At 71.2% G+C, this 15981-nt stretch carries 13 protein-coding genes; 3 read left to right on the plus strand and 10 right to left on the minus strand.

All coding sequences use genetic code 11. From position 1 onward, the window contains the following. Positions 1-310: 310 nt before the first annotated feature. On the plus strand, positions 311-3301 hold the full coding sequence (locus ACIPPS_RS08045; protein WP_401428247.1) for a carbohydrate binding domain-containing protein: 2991 nt from the start codon (positions 311-313) through the stop codon (positions 3299-3301). 132 nt (positions 3302-3433) lie between these two features. Here the strand turns inward: ACIPPS_RS08045 and ACIPPS_RS08050 are convergent, their stop codons facing one another. The 6 genes from ACIPPS_RS08050 to ACIPPS_RS08075 all read right to left on the minus strand — a co-directional run bounded on the left by ACIPPS_RS08050 (position 3434) and on the right by ACIPPS_RS08075 (position 9831). Then, positions 3434-5533: an ATP-binding protein gene (locus ACIPPS_RS08050; RefSeq protein ID WP_401428250.1), complete on the minus strand. Its 2100-nt coding sequence runs from the start codon at positions 5531-5533 to the stop codon at positions 3434-3436. A 52-nt stretch (positions 5534-5585) separates the two neighbouring features. Then, positions 5586-6500 (minus strand): amino acid ABC transporter permease, encoded by a 915-nt coding sequence (locus ACIPPS_RS08055; RefSeq protein ID WP_401428252.1) that lies wholly within the window; start codon positions 6498-6500, stop codon positions 5586-5588. After that, positions 6497-7162 carry an amino acid ABC transporter permease gene (locus ACIPPS_RS08060; protein ID WP_401428254.1) on the minus strand — a complete coding sequence of 222 codons (666 nt, stop codon included), beginning with the start codon at positions 7160-7162 and terminating at the stop codon, positions 6497-6499. The genes ACIPPS_RS08055 and ACIPPS_RS08060 overlap by 4 nt, the downstream gene beginning before the upstream one ends. Before the next feature lie 10 nt (positions 7163-7172). Next, positions 7173-8015 (minus strand): glutamate ABC transporter substrate-binding protein, encoded by an 843-nt coding sequence (locus tag ACIPPS_RS08065; RefSeq protein WP_401428257.1) that lies wholly within the window; start codon positions 8013-8015, stop codon positions 7173-7175. A 37-nt stretch (positions 8016-8052) separates the two neighbouring features. Further along, positions 8053-8793, minus strand: a complete 741-nt coding sequence (locus tag ACIPPS_RS08070; RefSeq protein ID WP_401428259.1) for an amino acid ABC transporter ATP-binding protein — start codon at positions 8791-8793, stop codon at positions 8053-8055. 207 nt (positions 8794-9000) lie between these two features. Beyond that, positions 9001-9831 carry a glycoside hydrolase domain-containing protein gene (locus ACIPPS_RS08075; RefSeq protein ID WP_401428262.1) on the minus strand — a complete coding sequence of 277 codons (831 nt, stop codon included), beginning with the start codon at positions 9829-9831 and terminating at the stop codon, positions 9001-9003. A 178-nt stretch (positions 9832-10009) separates the two neighbouring features. Between ACIPPS_RS08075 and ACIPPS_RS08080 the strand changes: the two genes are divergently transcribed. Then, complete coding sequence (locus tag ACIPPS_RS08080) at positions 10010-10447, plus strand: hydrolase (RefSeq protein ID WP_401428265.1); 438 nt, start codon at positions 10010-10012, stop codon at positions 10445-10447. Positions 10448-10537: 90 nt separating this feature from the next. On the opposite strand, the gene opcA is transcribed toward ACIPPS_RS08080, so the two are convergent. After that, on the minus strand, positions 10538-11482 hold the full coding sequence (opcA, locus tag ACIPPS_RS08085) for a glucose-6-phosphate dehydrogenase assembly protein OpcA (RefSeq protein ID WP_401428267.1): 945 nt from the start codon (positions 11480-11482) through the stop codon (positions 10538-10540). Between the two features lie 156 nt (positions 11483-11638). On the opposite strand from opcA, the gene ACIPPS_RS08090 reads away from it, so the two are divergent. Further along, the gene (locus ACIPPS_RS08090; RefSeq protein WP_401428269.1) at positions 11639-12547 is read left to right on the plus strand and encodes an oxidoreductase; all 909 of its coding nucleotides are present in this window, start codon (positions 11639-11641) and stop codon (positions 12545-12547) included. Between the two features lie 3 nt (positions 12548-12550). Here ACIPPS_RS08090 and ACIPPS_RS08095 read toward each other — a convergent pair whose 3' ends face one another. The 3 genes from ACIPPS_RS08095 to ACIPPS_RS08105 form a co-directional block, all read right to left on the minus strand. Beyond that, positions 12551-13852 (minus strand): sugar ABC transporter permease, encoded by a 1302-nt coding sequence (locus ACIPPS_RS08095; RefSeq protein WP_401428271.1) that lies wholly within the window; start codon positions 13850-13852, stop codon positions 12551-12553. Then, positions 13849-14628 carry an ATP-binding cassette domain-containing protein gene (locus tag ACIPPS_RS08100; RefSeq protein ID WP_401428273.1) on the minus strand — a complete coding sequence of 260 codons (780 nt, stop codon included), beginning with the start codon at positions 14626-14628 and terminating at the stop codon, positions 13849-13851. The genes ACIPPS_RS08095 and ACIPPS_RS08100 overlap by 4 nt, the downstream gene beginning before the upstream one ends. Positions 14629-14704: 76 nt before the next feature. Beyond that, positions 14705-15793, minus strand: coding sequence for a sugar ABC transporter substrate-binding protein (locus ACIPPS_RS08105; protein ID WP_401428275.1), 1089 nt, complete (start codon positions 15791-15793; stop codon positions 14705-14707). Positions 15794-15981: the final 188 nt, after the last annotated feature.

Here is a 15981-nt window from a genome sequence, read left to right on the forward strand (position 1 = left end):
CGACGGTGGGTCCCGGGCCCGGGTCGACTCTATGCGGCCCGCTCGCGCCGGGGCGCGCGGGCCCGGTGAGCGCGCGGGGCGGTTACGGCGCGGCCCGGCGACGGCGCGGCCCGGTGAGCGCGCGGGCGCGGTGAGCGCCCGGCCCGGTGAGGCGGCTGCCGCCGAGGGATCTCGTCCACACTCCTTTACGCCTCTGTCATGCACGGGTAACTTTCGGCCCGCGCAAACGCTTGCAGCAATTTTCTGCTCGATCTTTCACCGCCCCTGCCGCGACCTGCCCGTCGCGGCCCGTGCCCCGGAGAAGAGACGCATGCGACGCACCCGCCTTCGGCGGTTCAGACAGGTCACCGTGGCGGCCGCGGCCGCCGCCTGCCTGCTCGGACTGCTCTCCGCCCCACCCCCGTCCCCGTCGGCCACCGCCTCCTCGGCGGCGCCCGTCGCGGCCGCCGAGAACACCGCGACGGTTTTCTACTTCACGAAGACCAAGAACTGGTCCGCCCACCGTCTCCACTACGCCCCCGACGGCGGGGCCTGGACCGCCGTCCCCGGCGTGGCGATGGAGGCCGCCTGCACGGACTGGGTGAAGAAGACCGTCACCCTGGGCTCCGCCGAGGGGCTCCAGGCGACCTTCACCGACGGCGGGGGTACCTGGGACAACAACGGGGGCCGGAACTACGACCTCGGGACCGGCACCGTCACCGTCAAGGACGGTGTGGTGGCCCACTCCGACCCGTGCGGCGACGACCCGGCCGAACCCGCCCCGGGCAACCGGGCGACCGTCTACTACTCCACCGCCGCCCTCGGCTGGACCACCGTCAACCTGCACCACGCCCCGGCGGGCGGAGCCTGGACCACGGTCCCGGGGGTCGGCATGGAGGCGGCCTGCACCGGCTGGTGGCGCCGCTCCGTCGACCTCGGCGCCGCCACCACGCTGAGCGCCGTCTTCAACAACGGCAACGGCGTCTGGGACAACAACAACGGCGTGAACTACGCGCTGCCCGCCGGGACCACCACCGTCGAGGACCGGACCGTCACCCCGGGGGCCGCGGACCCGTGCGCCGTCGAGGCCCCCGACACGCGGGCCCCCACCGTGCCCACCGGGGTCACCGCGCGCGCGGACGGCACCTCGGCCGTCCTCAGCTGGCAACCCGCCTCGGACGACCGAGGAGTGACGGCCTATCAGGTGACCCGCACCGGCGGGACGCGCGGCACGGCCGTGACCGATGTCGGCTCCACCGTGCTCTCCGAGACGGACCTGGAGGAGAGCACCGCCTACACCTGGACCGTCAGGGCGCTCGACGCCGCCGGCAACACCTCCGCCGCCTCGGCGCCCGCCCGGGCGACCACGGGGACGGCGCCCCCGGCGCCCGCCGAGGGCCGACCACTGGGCACCGACCCCCGCAAGGACCCGATCTACTTCGTCCTGACCGCCCGTTTCCACGACGGCGACCCCTCGAACGACCGCGGCGGCAGCCAGCACACGAAGTCGGGCAACGCCGCGAACGGCGACCCCATGTTCCGAGGCGACTTCAAGGGCCTGGTGGACAAGCTCGACTACATCAAGGGCCTCGGGTTCTCCGCCGTGTGGATCACCCCGGTGGTGCTCAACCGGTCCGACTACGACTACCACGGGTACCACGGCTACGACTTCTACCAGGTCGACGCCCGCCTCGAATCGGCGGGCGCCTCGTACCAGGACCTGATCAACGCGGCCCACGCCAAGGGCATGAAGATCTACCAGGACGTCGTCTACAACCACTCCTCCCGCTGGGGCGCCAAGGGCCTGTTCACACCGAGGACGTACGGCGTCCGCGACAGCCAGTGGAGCTGGCACTACGACGAGCCGAACGCCTCCTTCGAGTACGACGGCCTGACCGTCGAGCCGAAGTCCGGGAAGTCGTACTACAACGGCGACCTGTGGTCGACGGCCGAGCCCACCGGCAACACCTGCGTCAACTGGGGCACCGCGACCACGTACACCTCGCCGGAGGGGTACCGGATCTACAACTGCCAGTGGCCGAACCCCACCTCCGGCATGTTCCCGAAGGCGCTCTACCACACCTGCTGGATCGGCAACTGGGAGGGCGAGGACTCCCGTTCCTGCTGGCTCCACGACGACCTCGCGGACTTCAACACCGAGTCGACGGCCGTGCAGAACTATCTGATCGGCGCCTACGACAAGTACATCGACATGGGCGTCGACGGCTTCCGCGTCGACACGGCCGTCCACATCCCGCGCACCACCTGGAACCGCCGTTTCCTGCCCGCCATCCAGGAGCGCGTCACGAGGAAGTTCGGAGCGGAGGTCGCGAAGAACTTCTTCGTCTTCGGCGAGGTCGCCGCCTTCGTCAACGACAAGTGGAACCGCGGCTCGGTCAACCACTCCGCCCAGTTCTACACCTGGAAGGAGCGCGCGGAGTACGACGCCGACGACACCAGGGCCGCCCTGGAGATGTACGCGCACGAGCAGCGACTCGGCCCGGCCGGGCAGCCCACGTCGACCAACGCCTTCCTGAACGGCAACGACTACCACGAGCCGGACCACAGCCGGTTCTCCGGGATGCACGTCATCGACATGCGCATGCACATGAACTTCGGCGACGCGCGGAACGCCTTCGGCAACGGCAAGGACTCCGACGACAGCTACAACGACGCCACCTACAACGTCGTCTACGTCGACAGCCACGACTACGGACCCAACAAGAGCAGCGAGCGGTACGCCGGCGGCACGGACGCCTGGGCGGAGAACATGTCGCTGATGTGGACCTTCCGCGGCATCCCGACGCTGTACTACGGCTCCGAGATCGAGTTCCAGAAAGGGAAGAAGATCGACTGCGGGCCCACCTGCCCGCTGGCGACCACGGGCCGCGCCTACTTCGGCGACCACCTCGCCGGGGACGTGAAGGCGTCCGGCTTCTCCTCCGTCGAGTCCGCGAGCGGCGCCGTCGCCCAGACCCTCGCCCAGCCACTGGCCCGGCACGTCCAGCGGCTCAACCAGATCCGCCGGGCGGTCCCGGCCCTGCAGACGGGCCAGTACTCCACCGAGGGCGTCAGCGGGTCGATGGCCTTCAAGCGCCGCTGGACCTCCGGCTCCACGGACAGCTTCGCGCTCGTCACCGTCACCGACGGCGCGACGTACACCGGCATCCCGAACGGCACCTACACCGACGCCGTCACGGGCGACCAGCGGGTCGTCACCGACGGCACGCTGACCGTGGCGGCGCCGGGCAAGGGCAACCTGCGGGTGTACGTACGGAACGGACCGGGCCGCATCGGAACCGCGGGCCCGTACCTGAAGTAGGCGCGGACCGCGGGCGGGGACGACGGGCGGGCCGCGTGCGGGCACGACGGGCGGGCCTCGTGCGGGGACGACGGGCGGGCCGCGGCATCCGGCGCCGCGGCCCGCTCGCCCGCCGCTCCCCGCCGAGCCGGTTCAGCCGCTCCGCGAGCCGCCTCGCAGGGCACGGTCGAGGCCTTCCTGCGGGAGCCCGGACAGGGCGCGCAGGAAGATCTCCTCGTAGGTGGGGGAACCGATCGTCGCGCGGGCCGTGTGCGCGTACTTCTCCCGCAGGGCGTGCAGTTCGGGCATGCCGCGCTGTGGCTGGCCGGTGGACCGCCAGTACGCCTCACCCGTGCCGGAGACGTCGGCGGCGAGTTCGCCGTCCCCGGAGGCGGCGAGCGCGGCGGCCAGGATGTCGAGGCCGAGGGCGACCCCGAAGCCGTCGCCGAGCTTCCGCTTCCCCTCCAGCATGGCCCTGGCGTGGCCGACGGCCGACTCGGGCTCTCCTTCGAGGAGGCCGATCAGCGCCAGCTGGTAGTCGAGGTACGCGCGGGTCCAGTGCTCCCCCTGCGCGGTGCAGGCGTCCCGCAGGGCGAGCGCCTCCCCACGGGCCTCGTCGAGACGGCCGAGGCCGGTGAGCCCGAAGACCCTCACGAGGAGGCAGCGCAGGCGCTCGGCGGAGTCCGTCGGACCGCCGGGGGCGGCGTCGAGGACGTGGCCGACCACGACGAGCGCGGCCCTGGGGCGGCCGGTCATCAGGGCGAGCAGCCCCGCGAGATAGGCGGCGTCCAGCGTTCTCGCCCCCAGGCCCACCGCGCCGCCTCTCCCGGCCGCGGGCCTCGCCGCGTACTCGGCGTGCCGCGCGGCCCGGGCACAGCGTTCGCTCACGTCCTGGGCGGGGCCGAAGTCGCCCTGGAGGGTGAGAGACACGCCGAGGGCCCACAGGGCCCGGGCCCGGTCGGGGCCCCTGGCCTCGCTGAGCACCAGCGCCTGCTCCAGGTAGTCGCGGGCCTCGCGCAGCCGGCCGCAGCACGACCAGAAGAACCCGACCGCTCCGGCGAGCGCCAGCGCGCTGTCGGGGTCGGTGCGCAGCAGCCGGTCCAGCGCGGTGCACAGGTCGGTGTAGTGCTCGTCGATCGTGGTGTACCAGTGCAGTTGGTCGGGGCCGAGCCAGCCGGCGTCGGCACGCCGGGCCAGGTCCAGGCAGAAGGCGGCGTGCCGGTCGGCGACCGCTTCGGTCTCTCCCAGCCGGTTCAGCCACCCCGCGCCGTACTCGCGGATGGTGTCCAGGAGCCGGTAGCGGTCGCCCTCCCTGCGGACCACGGACATGCGGACGAGCGTGTCGAGGGCGGTCGGCAGGGTCTGCGGGGTCAGCGGGCCTCCCCCGCACACGAAGTCCGCCGAGGCGAGGTCGAAGGGCCCGCGGAAGACCGTGAGCCGTGCCCACAGCAGCCGTTCCAGCGGGCCGCACAGCTCGTGGCTCCAGCCGATCGCCGCGCGCAGCGTCTGGTGGCGCTGCGGCCAGACGCGCTCGTGGTGGACGAGGAGTTCGAAGCGCGAGCCGAGCTGGTCCCGGACGGCCTCGACGCCCTGGAGGCGGATCTGGGCGGCGGCCAGTTCGAGGGCGAGGGGGATGCCTTCCATCCGGGCGCAGATCTCGGTGGCGGGTCCCGCCTGCCACTGCGCGGGGACGCGCGGGCGACCCCTGGGGGGCACACCGGCGCGCTGCCGGAGCAGGTCCATCGCGTCACGGCCCCGGGACACGAGGGGCTCCAGGGCGAGCACCCGCTCCTGGGGCGCGCCGAGGGGGCGTCGGCTGGTGGCGAGCACGGTGAGGCCGGGCGCGGCGGCCAGGAGGTCGCCGACGAGCCGGGCGCAGGGGTCCGCCAGGTGGTCGCAGGAGTCGAGGACGAGCAACAGGCGTTTTCCGGCCAGCCAGCGTCCGAGGATGTCGACGGGCATCCCGGGCGTGTGGATGGTCAGGTCGACGGCGTCGGCGATGCTCGCGACGAGCAGGCGGTCCCCCTGGAGCGGGGTGAGGTCGGCCCACCACGCGCCGTCCGGGTAGCCGTCGGCGAGGCGCCGCGCCGTGTGGAGGGCGAGGCGCGTCTTGCCGACGCCTCCGACCCCGGTGACGGTGACGAGACGGTGGTCCGCCAGCTCCGCGGCGAGGCGGTCCCGTTCCTTGCCGCGCCCCACGAAGCTGGTGTTCTCGTCGGGTAGATGTCCACGCACGGCAGCAGTCTCCCCCATGACGCGCCCGAACGGACCCCGTGAACGGGTCATTCGCCGATGACGGGCCGCCTCACTTGGTGGTGTCTCCCGGGCCGAGGTGCTCGCCGGGGCGGTTCAGGTCCTCGACCGCGTCGACGCCCACCACCGCGCCTGTCGACTTCTTGGCGCGCCGCAGCCGGCGCTCCAGCCGGCCGGCGAAGGTGGTCAGCGCGAAGTTGAGGATGACGAAGATGACGGCGACGACGGTGAAGCTCGCGATGGTGTTGGCCCCGTAGTTCGCGCTCATCGGGCGCACGGAGGCGAGGAGCTCGGAGAAGCCGAGCATGGCGCCGCCGAGCGCGGTGTCCTTGACGATGACGACGAGCTGGCTGACGAGCGCGGGGAGCATCGCCGTGACCGACTGGGGCAGCAGCACGTGGGACATGGTCTGGCCCTTGCGCATGCCGATCGCCTTGGCGGCGTCGGTCTGGCCCCTCGGTAGGGAGAGGATCCCGGCCCGCACCACCTCGGCGAGGACCGAGGCGTTGTAGAGGACGAGGCCGGTGACGACGGCGTACAGCGGCCGGCTCTCCGGGCTGACGTCGGTGAACTCGGAGTACGCGGCGTTGGCGAAGAGCATCAGGATCAGGACCGGGATGGCGCGGAAGAACTCCACGACCGTCCCGGCGACGCCCCGCACCCAGCGGTGGTCGGAGAGTCGGCCGATGCCCAGGATCGCGCCGAGGGGCAGCGCGATGACCATCGAGAGCCCGGCGGCGATCAGGGTGTTCTCCAGGGCCGGGAAGATGTACGTGGTCCAGACGCGGGAGTCGGTGACGAAGGGCTCCCACTTGTCCGCCTCCAGCTGGTCCTTGCCGGCGAGGCTCACCAGGACCCACCAGACGACGGCGGCGAAGGCGATCAGGAAGAGCAGCGTGTAGAGCAGGTTCCGGCGCTTCGCGCGGGGGCCCGGGACGTCGTAGAGGACGGTGGGGCGCTCCTTCATCGCTTCACCGCCACCTTCTTGGCAAGCCAGCCGAGGAAGAGCCCGGTGGGCAGCGTGAGACAGATGAAGCCGACGGCGAAGATCACCGAGATGAGGATCAGCTGGGCCTCGTTCTCGATCATCTCGCGCATCAGCAGGGCGGCCTCGGCGACGCCGATGGCGGCGGCGACGGTGGTGTTCTTGGTGAGGGCGATCAGGACGTTGGCCAGCGGCCCCACCACGGAGCGGAAGGCCTGCGGGAGCACGATGAGGCGCAGGATCTGCGGGAAGTTGAGGCCGATGGCCCGGGCGGCCTCGACCTGGCCGAGGGGGACGGTGTTGATGCCCGAGCGCAGCGCCTCGCAGACGAAGGCGGAGGTGTAGGCGATCAGTCCGAGGACGGCGAGGCGGAAGTTGATCGTGGTGAAGTCCTTGGCGCCCATGTCGACGCCGAGGGTCTGGAAGAGGCCGAGCGAGGTGAAGACGATGATGACGGTCAGCGGGATGTTGCGGACGACGTTGACGTAGGCGGTGCCGAAGCCCCGCATCAGGGGGACGGGGCTGACGCGCATGGCGGCCAGCAGCGTCCCCCAGATCAGGGAGCCGATCGCGGAGTAGACGGTGAGCTGCACCGTCACCCAGAACGCTCCCAGCAGGTCGTAGCCTTCGAGGAAGTCGAACACGGCGGCCCACTCACTTCACGACGACGCCGATCTCCGGTGCGGGTTCGTTCTGGTACTCCGCGGGTCCGAAGTTCTTCTTCACGGCCGCGTCCCAGGACCCGTCCGCGACCATCTTCTCCAGGGCGTCGTTGATCTGCTCCTTCAGTTCGCTGCCCTTCTGGACGCCGATGCCGTAGTTCTCGTTGCTCAGCTCGAAGCCGCCGAGCTTGAACTTGCCCTCGAACTCGGGCTGTGAGGCGTAGCCGGCGAGGATGGAGTCGTCGGTGGTCAGGGCGTCGATGACGCCGTTCTCCAGGCCGGTCAGGCACTCCGAGTAACCGCCGTACTCCTGGAGTTGGGCCTGCGGGGCGATCTCGCTCTTGACGTTCTGCGCGGAGGTGGAACCGGTGACCGAGCAGAGCTTCTTGTTGTTGAGGTCCTCGGGCTTGGTGATCGAGTTGTCGTCCGCGCGGATCAGCACGTCCTGGTGGGCCAGGAGGTACGGCCCGGCGAAGTCGACCTTCTGCGCCCGCTCGTCGTTGATCGAGTACGAGGCCGCGATGAAGTCGACGTCACCGCGCTGGAGCAGGGTCTCCCGGTCGGCGCTCTTGGCCTCCTTCCACTCGATGTCGCCGGGCTCGTAGCCGAGCTGGTCGGCCACGTACGTCGCCACGTCGACGTCGAAGCCGGTGTACGTGCCGTCCGGCGTCTTCAGCCCGACGCCGGGCTGGTCGAACTTGATGCCGACGGTGATCCTGTCGCTGTCGGCGCTCGAACCGCTGCTCCCGTCGTCGCCGCAGGCGGCCAGCGAGAAGGAGAGGGCGAGCGCGGCGGCCGCGGCGACGCCGGCCTTGGTGAGCTTGCGAGGGTTCATGGGGTCACCCCTGGGGCTGGGGGCGCGGCGGCCGCGGTCAGTGGTGCAGGATCTTCGAGAGGAAGTCCTTGGCACGGTCGCTGCTGGGATTGCTGAAGAACTGCTCGGGTGTCGTCTCCTCCACGATCCTGCCGTCGGCCATGAAGACCACGCGGTTGGCGGCGGACCGGGCGAAGCCCATCTCGTGGGTGACGACGACCATGGTCATTCCGTCACGGGCGAGCTGCTGCATGACCTCGAGGACCTCGTTGATCATCTCGGGGTCGAGCGCGGAGGTCGGCTCGTCGAAGAGCATCACCTTCGGATCCATGGCCAGTGCCCGGGCGATCGCCACGCGCTGCTGCTGGCCGCCGGAGAGCTGGGCGGGGTACTTGTCGGCCTGGCTCGCGACCCCGACCCGGTCGAGGAGCTGCCGGGCCCGCCGCTCGGCGGCCTTCTTGTCCTTCTTGCGGACCTTGACCTGGCCGAGGGTGACGTTCTCCAGCACGGTCTTGTGCGCGAAGAGGTTGAACGACTGGAAGACCATGCCGACGTCGGCGCGGAGCGCGGCGAGCTCGCGGCCCTCGGCGGGCAGGGGCTTGCCGTCGATGACGATCTCGCCGGAGTCGATGGTCTCCAGCCGGTTGATGGCCCGGCACAGGGTCGACTTCCCGCCCCCGGACGGGCCGATCACGACGACGACCTCACCCCGGCCGACGGTCAGGTCGATGGACTGGAGCACGTGGAGCGCGCCGAAGTGCTTGTCGACGTCCTTCAACACGACGAGCGCGTCGGGCATGGCAGCCTCCTGTCGCCGCCCCGCGACCCTCCTCATGTTCATGCTCCGCCCTCGGGCGATGTCCTGCACGCCGGGCGGGGGCGGGCGACCGTGATGAAAACGGTTGTCGACCGCTGCCGTCGGTGGGGCGGGCCGCCCGGGCGGGCGGCGAGGCCGCTGCGGCGCGCCGCCCGGACGCCGGGATCGTGCCGTTTCGGCGACCGCTGGTCAGCCGACGATGGCGACCGGGGCGTCCCAGGCGTTGCGGTCGACGGTGATCGTGTGGCCGCCGCGGGTTTCCTTGCTGTTGGCCTTGTACTGGTGGCCGCGGCTGTGGTCGGTGTACAGCTTCGGGTCCCAGGGCCAGTCCCTGGTGGTGGTCTCCTGGCCGTTCCACAGGGCGTACCAGAGGTTGCCCGGCAGGTCCTTGCGGTCCTTGGCGGTGGCGATCGCCTTGGCGCTGGAGCTGCTGAAGCCGTAGAGGCCGGCGCGGTAGGTCTTGGCGCGCAGCGTCTTGGTGAAGGACCGCACGTAGGCGAGGGTGGCGTCGTTGCAGGCCTTGTCGGCGATGTCGTACGACTCCATGTTGAGGTAGATCGGGCTGCCGGCCTTCATGCCGAGCGCCGAGGCCTTGGCGATCGCGTCGTTGGCGTTGCTCGCCCCGACCGAGGTCGCGGTGGCCGCGGTGAACCTCTCCTTGTTCCGGCTCTTCTGGCAGGGCGGCTGGGCGCCCACGTACAGGGGGATGACGCGCCAGCCGAGCGTGTCGACCGACTTCACCCAGGACTTGGTCAGGTTGGGCTGGGCACAGCCGCGGTTCTTGCCGCCGACGTAGACCGCGACGCCGCCGTAGTAGGCGTCCTTCTTCCACGCCTTCATCGCGGTGAGCGAGGGCGCCGTGCAGGCGTCGAACGCCCGGCCGGTGTAGGTCTTCTGGGCCGGCCACGCCGGGGCGGCCATCGAGGTCTGCGCCGCGATGCCGGCGCCGGCCACGACGACGACGCCGGTCGTCGCCAGTGCGATGTAGCGACCTCTTCTGGACAGCCGGTGCTTGGCCATGTCCCACCCCTTGTGTACGACGTTCCACGGATTGCGGCTCCGACCCCCCGGAGCGTGATCACCCTACCCGGCGGGGCCGCGACCGCGAGGGTCGGCCGGGACGCCCGGCGCCAACTTCCCCGTGACACAGTCATGGAGAAGGCGGAGCAGTCCGACGACAGCGCGGAAGGACGAGGAGATGAGGGCGATGATCACCGGCCTCCCTGCGGAGTTCTGGACCGTCCGGTACGTGGGGTCGCGTTTCCCGGGTGCCGCGTCCGTGGCCGCCCGTCCGGGGCTCGCAGACGGTGCCAACTGCCAGGTGTTCGCGTACGAGGTGCTGCGGCACTTCGGTCTGACGCCTCCGGACCTGCGCTCCTCGGAGCTCTGGAGCGACACCGGGGCCACGGTCCACGTGCCGGTCGCGGACCGCCTCGACCTGGTCCTGTTCAACCGCACGGCCGACGCGTACGGGGCGCATGTCGGCGTCCACGTCGGGGACGACGCGATCCTCCACCTGTGCGCGGAGGTCGGGCGCCCCGCGGTGTGGGGGGCGGCGGACTTCGCGGCACGGGAGCGCTACGCCGTCCGGCTCGGAGCCAAGCGGGTCCTCCCCCGGCCGGCGTCCGGCGGGTAGCGCGCTTCCGTGCCCGCACGCGGCCGCCGAACCGGCCGAGGGCTACGAGCGGTTGCCGGTTGCCGCCCTGGGCTCAGCCGTGGCCCTGGGCTACGCCGCCGTCGTGGACGCGGGCTGCGACCGCGCCGCTCCGGCCCGCAGGGCCGAGGCGTAGGTCTCGTCGGGGTCGAGCCTGCGCAGCTCCTCGGCGATCAGCTCGGCCGTCGTACGGACCTTCAGGGCGAGGACCCGGCTCGGCTGACCGGGGATGGACAGCCGCGCCACCGGGCCCTCGGGCCGGTCGATGACGATCTCGCCGTCCGGCGTGCCGAGGCGTACGGCGGTGACGACCGGACCGGCCGTGTCCACCCGCTCGACCGGGACCCGCAGCCGGTCCTCGAACCAGCGGGCCAGCAGTTCGGCGCTCGGGTTGTCCGGCTCGCTCTCCACGGCGGCCGAGACGACCGTCGCCCCGGCCTGGTCCAGGGCGGCGGCCAGCATCGAGCGCCACGGCGTGAGCCGGGTCCAGGCGAGGTCGGTGTCGCCGGGGGCGTAGGAGGCGGCGCGGACGTCCAGCGCGGCCAGCGGGTCCTCGACGGCGTACGCGTCGGTGATGCGGCGCTGGGCGAGCGAGCCGAGCGGGTCGGCCGACGGGACCTCGGGGGCGTCGACCGGCCACCAGAGGACGACGGGGGCGTCGGGCAGCAGCAGCGGGAGGACCACGGAGTCGGCGCGGGCGCCGAGTTCGCCGTACATCCGGAGCAGGACGGTCTCCCCCGACCCCGCGTCGCTGCCGACGCGGACCTCCGCGTCGAGCCGGGCCTCGTTGCGCCGCCGGGGCGTACGGTCGTGGCGCTTGATGACGACGAGCGTGCGGGAGGGGTGCTCGCGGGACGCCTCGTTGGCCGCCTTCAGCGCGTCGTAGGCGTTCTCCTCGTCGGTGACGATGACGAGGGTGAGCACCATGCCGACGGCGGGCGTGCCGACGGCCCTGCGGCCCTGGACGATCGCCTTGTTGATCTTGCTGGATGTGGTGTCCGTGAGATCGATCTTCATGACCCGCGCCCCGTTCCCTCCGCCGTCCGTGATCACCGTGGCTGTCCCACCGAGCCTACGCGGGCGGCGACGTTCCCGCTGACGCCCGGGATCCGAGCAGGCCGCGCGGGCGGAGCCGCACTGGCGTTCGGGCTCCCGGCGGGGGATCATCCCCGGATGACCACAGAAACGATCACCGCCGCCGCCTCCGGCACCTGGACGCTCGGCGACCTCCCCGTCCACCGCATCGGCTTCGGCTCGATGCGCCTGCCGCAGACGGGCGAGGCCCTCGTCGAGGACGCTGTGCCGCGCGACCGGGAGCAGGCCGTCGCCGTGCTGCGCCGGGCGGTCGAGTTCGGCGTGAACCACATCGACACCGCCGCCTTCTACTTCTCCCCGCTGCGCTCCGCCAACGAGCTGATCAACCGCGCCCTCGCCCCCTACGGGGACGACCTGGTCATCGCCACCAAGGTCGGTCCGGCGCGCGACCCGCGAGGCCGCTGGCTGCCGCACGCGACGGCGGAGCAGCTGCGCGGACAGGTCGAGGAGAACCTGCGGCAGCTGGGCCGCGACCACCTCGACGTGGTGAACCTGCGGGTCGTCGGCACCGACTCGGTCGCCGAGCGCTTCGGCGCCCTGGCCGAGCTCCGCGAGGCAGGGCTCATCCGTCACCTGGGCCTCTCCAACGTCCACCCGCACCAGGTGGCGGAGGCCCGCGCGATCGCCCCGGTGGTCTGCGTACAGAACCAGTACGGGATCGGCGTACGGCCCGACCACGACGACTTCGTCCGGGAGTGCGGCGAACAGGGCATCGCGTACGTGCCGTTCTACGCCATCGCGGGTACGGGCCGCGAGAGCGGCGCGACCGGTGGGGCGGACGACGAGGTGCTCACCGTGGCCCGGGCGCACGGCGTGAGCCCGGCGCAGGTCCGGCTCGCGTGGACGCTGCACCGGGGTCCGCACGTCCTGGCGATCCCCGGCACCGGCGACCCGGACCACCTGGCCGCCAACGTCGCGGCGGGCGCACTGCGCCTGGGCGAGGACGAACTGGCCGCCTTGGACGCCCTGCACCGCCGCGGCGCGTAGCGTTCACGCGCGGCCGGCGGCCTTCTGGCTCCGGCGGGACAGGGAGTCGACGACCACCGCGGCCAGCAGGACCGAGCCGGTGATCATGAACTGGACGGCGTTGCTGACGCCCATGATGTTCATGCCCGACTGGATCGACCCGATCACCAGCGCGCCCAGCAGGGCCGACCAGACCGAGCCGCGTCCGCCGAAGAGGCTGGTGCCGCCGATGACGGCGGCGGCGATCACGTTCATCAGCAGGTTGCCGCCGCCGGAGGTCTGGCTCGCCGACTGGATCTGCCCGGCCAGGAAGAGGCCGCCGACCGCCGCCATCGTGCCGGCGATCGAGAAGACGGACATCCGGACGAACGGCACGCTGATGCCCGCCCTGCGGGCGCCCTCGATGTTGCCGCCGACGGCGAAGATCTGCCGCCCGTACGTGGTGCGGCGCAGAACGAAGTCGATGAGGACCAGGACGACCAGGAAGATCAGGAGCGCCAGCGGGAGCCCCTGGTACTGGTTGAGGATGTAGGCGGCGACGAACGCGATCGCGGCGATGACGACCGTACGGATCACGATCTCGGCGACCGGCCGGAACGGCACCCGGGCGCGCCGGCGGCGCCGGGCGTCGAGGAGCGCCGTGACGAGGAAGAGCCCGACGCCGACGGCCGCCGCGATGTACGCGGCGGCCGGGCTGTGGAAGATCTTCGAGTACAGCTCCGAGACGATGCTCTCGCCCGGGATGTTGACGGTGCCGCTGGTGCCGAGCACCTGCAGCATGAGGCCGTTCCAGGCGAGGTTGCCCGCCAGGGTGACGACGAACGCGGGCACGCCCACTCTGGCGAAGAAGAAGCCCTGGATGAGCCCGACGGCCGCTCCGCCGGCGATGGCGACCAGGAGGGCCAGCCATTCGTTCATGCCGTTCTGCACGTTGAGCACGGCGAAGATCGCGGCGCACAGGCCGCTGACCGAGCCGACGGACAGGTCGATCTCGCCGAGCAGCAGGACGAAGACGATGCCGATCGCGATCATCCCGGTGCCGACGATCTGCTGGCTGAGGTCCGAGAGGTTCTGCGCCGAGAGGAAGGCGCTGTCCAGGGTGCCGAAGACGGTCCAGATGATGATCACGGCGACGACGACCGGGATCGAGCCCAGTTCGCCGCTGCGCAGCTTGCGACGGAACTCCCCGAGGTACCCCTTGATGCCCTCCTCGCGGACGATCAGCCGGGTGTCCACGGCGGGCATGGCGTCGTGGGCCGGCCCTTGGGCACCGCCGTTGCCGGGGCCCGGGGCGGAGGGGTCGTGACGGCCTCGGTCACGCCTCATCGCTCCTCCTCGCGCTTACGGGCCTGGCGGCGCGTGACCGCGCTGTCGCTGGCCCCGGTGATGGCGGAGATGATCTCCTCGGTGGTGGTGGAGCGCCTGTCGAAGAAGCCGTTGTTGCGGCCGAGGCGCAGGACCGCGACGCGGTCGGCGACCGCCATCACGTCCTCCATGTTGTGGCTGATCAGGATGGTCCCCAGGCGTTGTTCGCGGAGCCGTTCGACGAGGTCGAGGACCTCGGCGGTCTGTTCCACGCCGAGCGCGGCGGTGGGCTCGTCCAGGATGACGACCTTCGGTTCGCCGATCAGGGAGCGGGCGATCGCCACGGTCTGGCGCTGGCCGCCGGAGAGCGAGGCGACGGGGATGCGGACGCTGGGGATGCGGATGGAGAGGGTGTCGAGCAGTTCGCGCGAGCGCTGCTCCATGCCGACCTCGTCGAGCACGCCCCAGCGTTTGAGTTCGCGGCCGAGGAAGAGGTTGCCGACGACGTCGAGGTTGTCGCAGAGCGCCAGGTCCTGGTAGACGGTGGCGATGCCGAGGCTCTGGGCGTCGTGCGGACGGTGGACGGTGACCGGGCGGCCCTCCCAGGTGATGACGCCCTCGTCCGGTGGGTTCACCCCGGCGATCGCCTTGACGGCGGTCGACTTGCCGGCGCCGTTGTCGCCGACCAGGGCGACGACCTCACCGGGGTGGACGTCGAGGTCGAACTCCGACAGCGCCTGCACGGCGCCGAACCGCTTGGAGATTCCTCGCAGACTGAGCACAGGTGCTTCCGACACCGTCAACCGCCTCCTACCCGGCCCCCGTTGCGCTCGCGCGCGGATGCTCGGACAGGGCTCCAGGGCCCACGGCCGGCTACTGCAGGCCGGCCTGCTTGCAGGCGTCCGCGTAGGTGGGTGTGCAGATCTCCTGGACCGTGTACAGACCGTCCTTGACGACGGTGTCCTTGATGTTGTTCTTGTCGACCACGATCGGGGTCAGCAGGTTGGCCGGGACCTTCTCGCCGCTGCCGCTGGTGACGGTGGTCGGAGTCAGGGACTCGGGGAGCTCCTTGCCCTCGGCGAGATCGACGGCCATGGTGGCGGCGATGTCGGCCTCCGGCTTGTACGGCTTCTCGACCGTGATGGTCTGGGTGCCGAGGAGAATCCGCTGGATGGCGTCGAGCTGGGCGTCCTGACCGGTCAAGGGCACGTTGATGCCGGACGCCTTGAGGGCGGTGGCGATACCGGCGGCGAGGCCGTCGTTGGCCGAGTACACGCCGACGATGTTGTCCTTGCCCAGGGCGCTGATGGCACCCGACATCTGCTGGTTGGCGTTGTTCGGGTCCCAGTTGGGAGTGTCGTACTCCTTGCCGATCTTCACCTTGCCGTCGAGGACGGAGTGCGCGCCGGCCTTGAACTCCGCCGCGTTCGGGTCGGTGGGTGAGCCGTTGTGCATCACGATCTGGCCACTGTCGGCCTTGTCGCCGAGCGCGTCGAGCAGCGCCTGCCCCTGCAACTCGCCGACCTTGCGGTTGTCGTACGAGACGTAGGCGTCGACGGGGCCCTGCGCGAGGCGGTCGTACGCGACGACCTTCACGCCCGCGTCACGGGCCTTCTGCACGGAGGACTGGATGGACTTGGAGTCCACGGCGTCCAGGATCAGTACCTGGTCGCCCTTGGCGAGCGCGGTGTTGACCTGCTGCTGCTGGGTCGTGGCGCTCTCGGCCGCGTTGTAGTAGTCGATCTGCGCGTCCGGTGCCAGCTCCTTGATCTTCTGCTCGATGTACGGCCGGTCGAACTTCTCGTAGCGCGTGGTCTTGCTCTCGGGGAGCAGCAGGCCGATCTTCACCTCGCCCTGCTTGGCGGCGGCCGCGCCCGGCTGGGCCGCGCTCATCGAGACCGCACCCAGGGACAGGGCCGCGGCTCCGGCCAGGGCGATCGCGCCACGCAATGTGCGGGTCATGGGGGGCTCCTTCCGTACGCCCCCTTCCCTTGCCCGGGAGAGCACAGGTGACAAGGGGGTGCACATGTGGCCTTAATACGACATTAGCGGCAACTCCATGTCCGGCAAGCGGGTGAACGGCCCCTGACCGGGCTGCCTGACGTTTATCCAGTTCAGGCGGGATGGGATGGCCCGTCCGGTCGGGCAGG

This window comes from Streptomyces sp. NPDC090127, assembly GCF_044746945.1.
GTDB lineage: Bacteria > Actinomycetota > Actinomycetes > Streptomycetales > Streptomycetaceae > Streptomyces.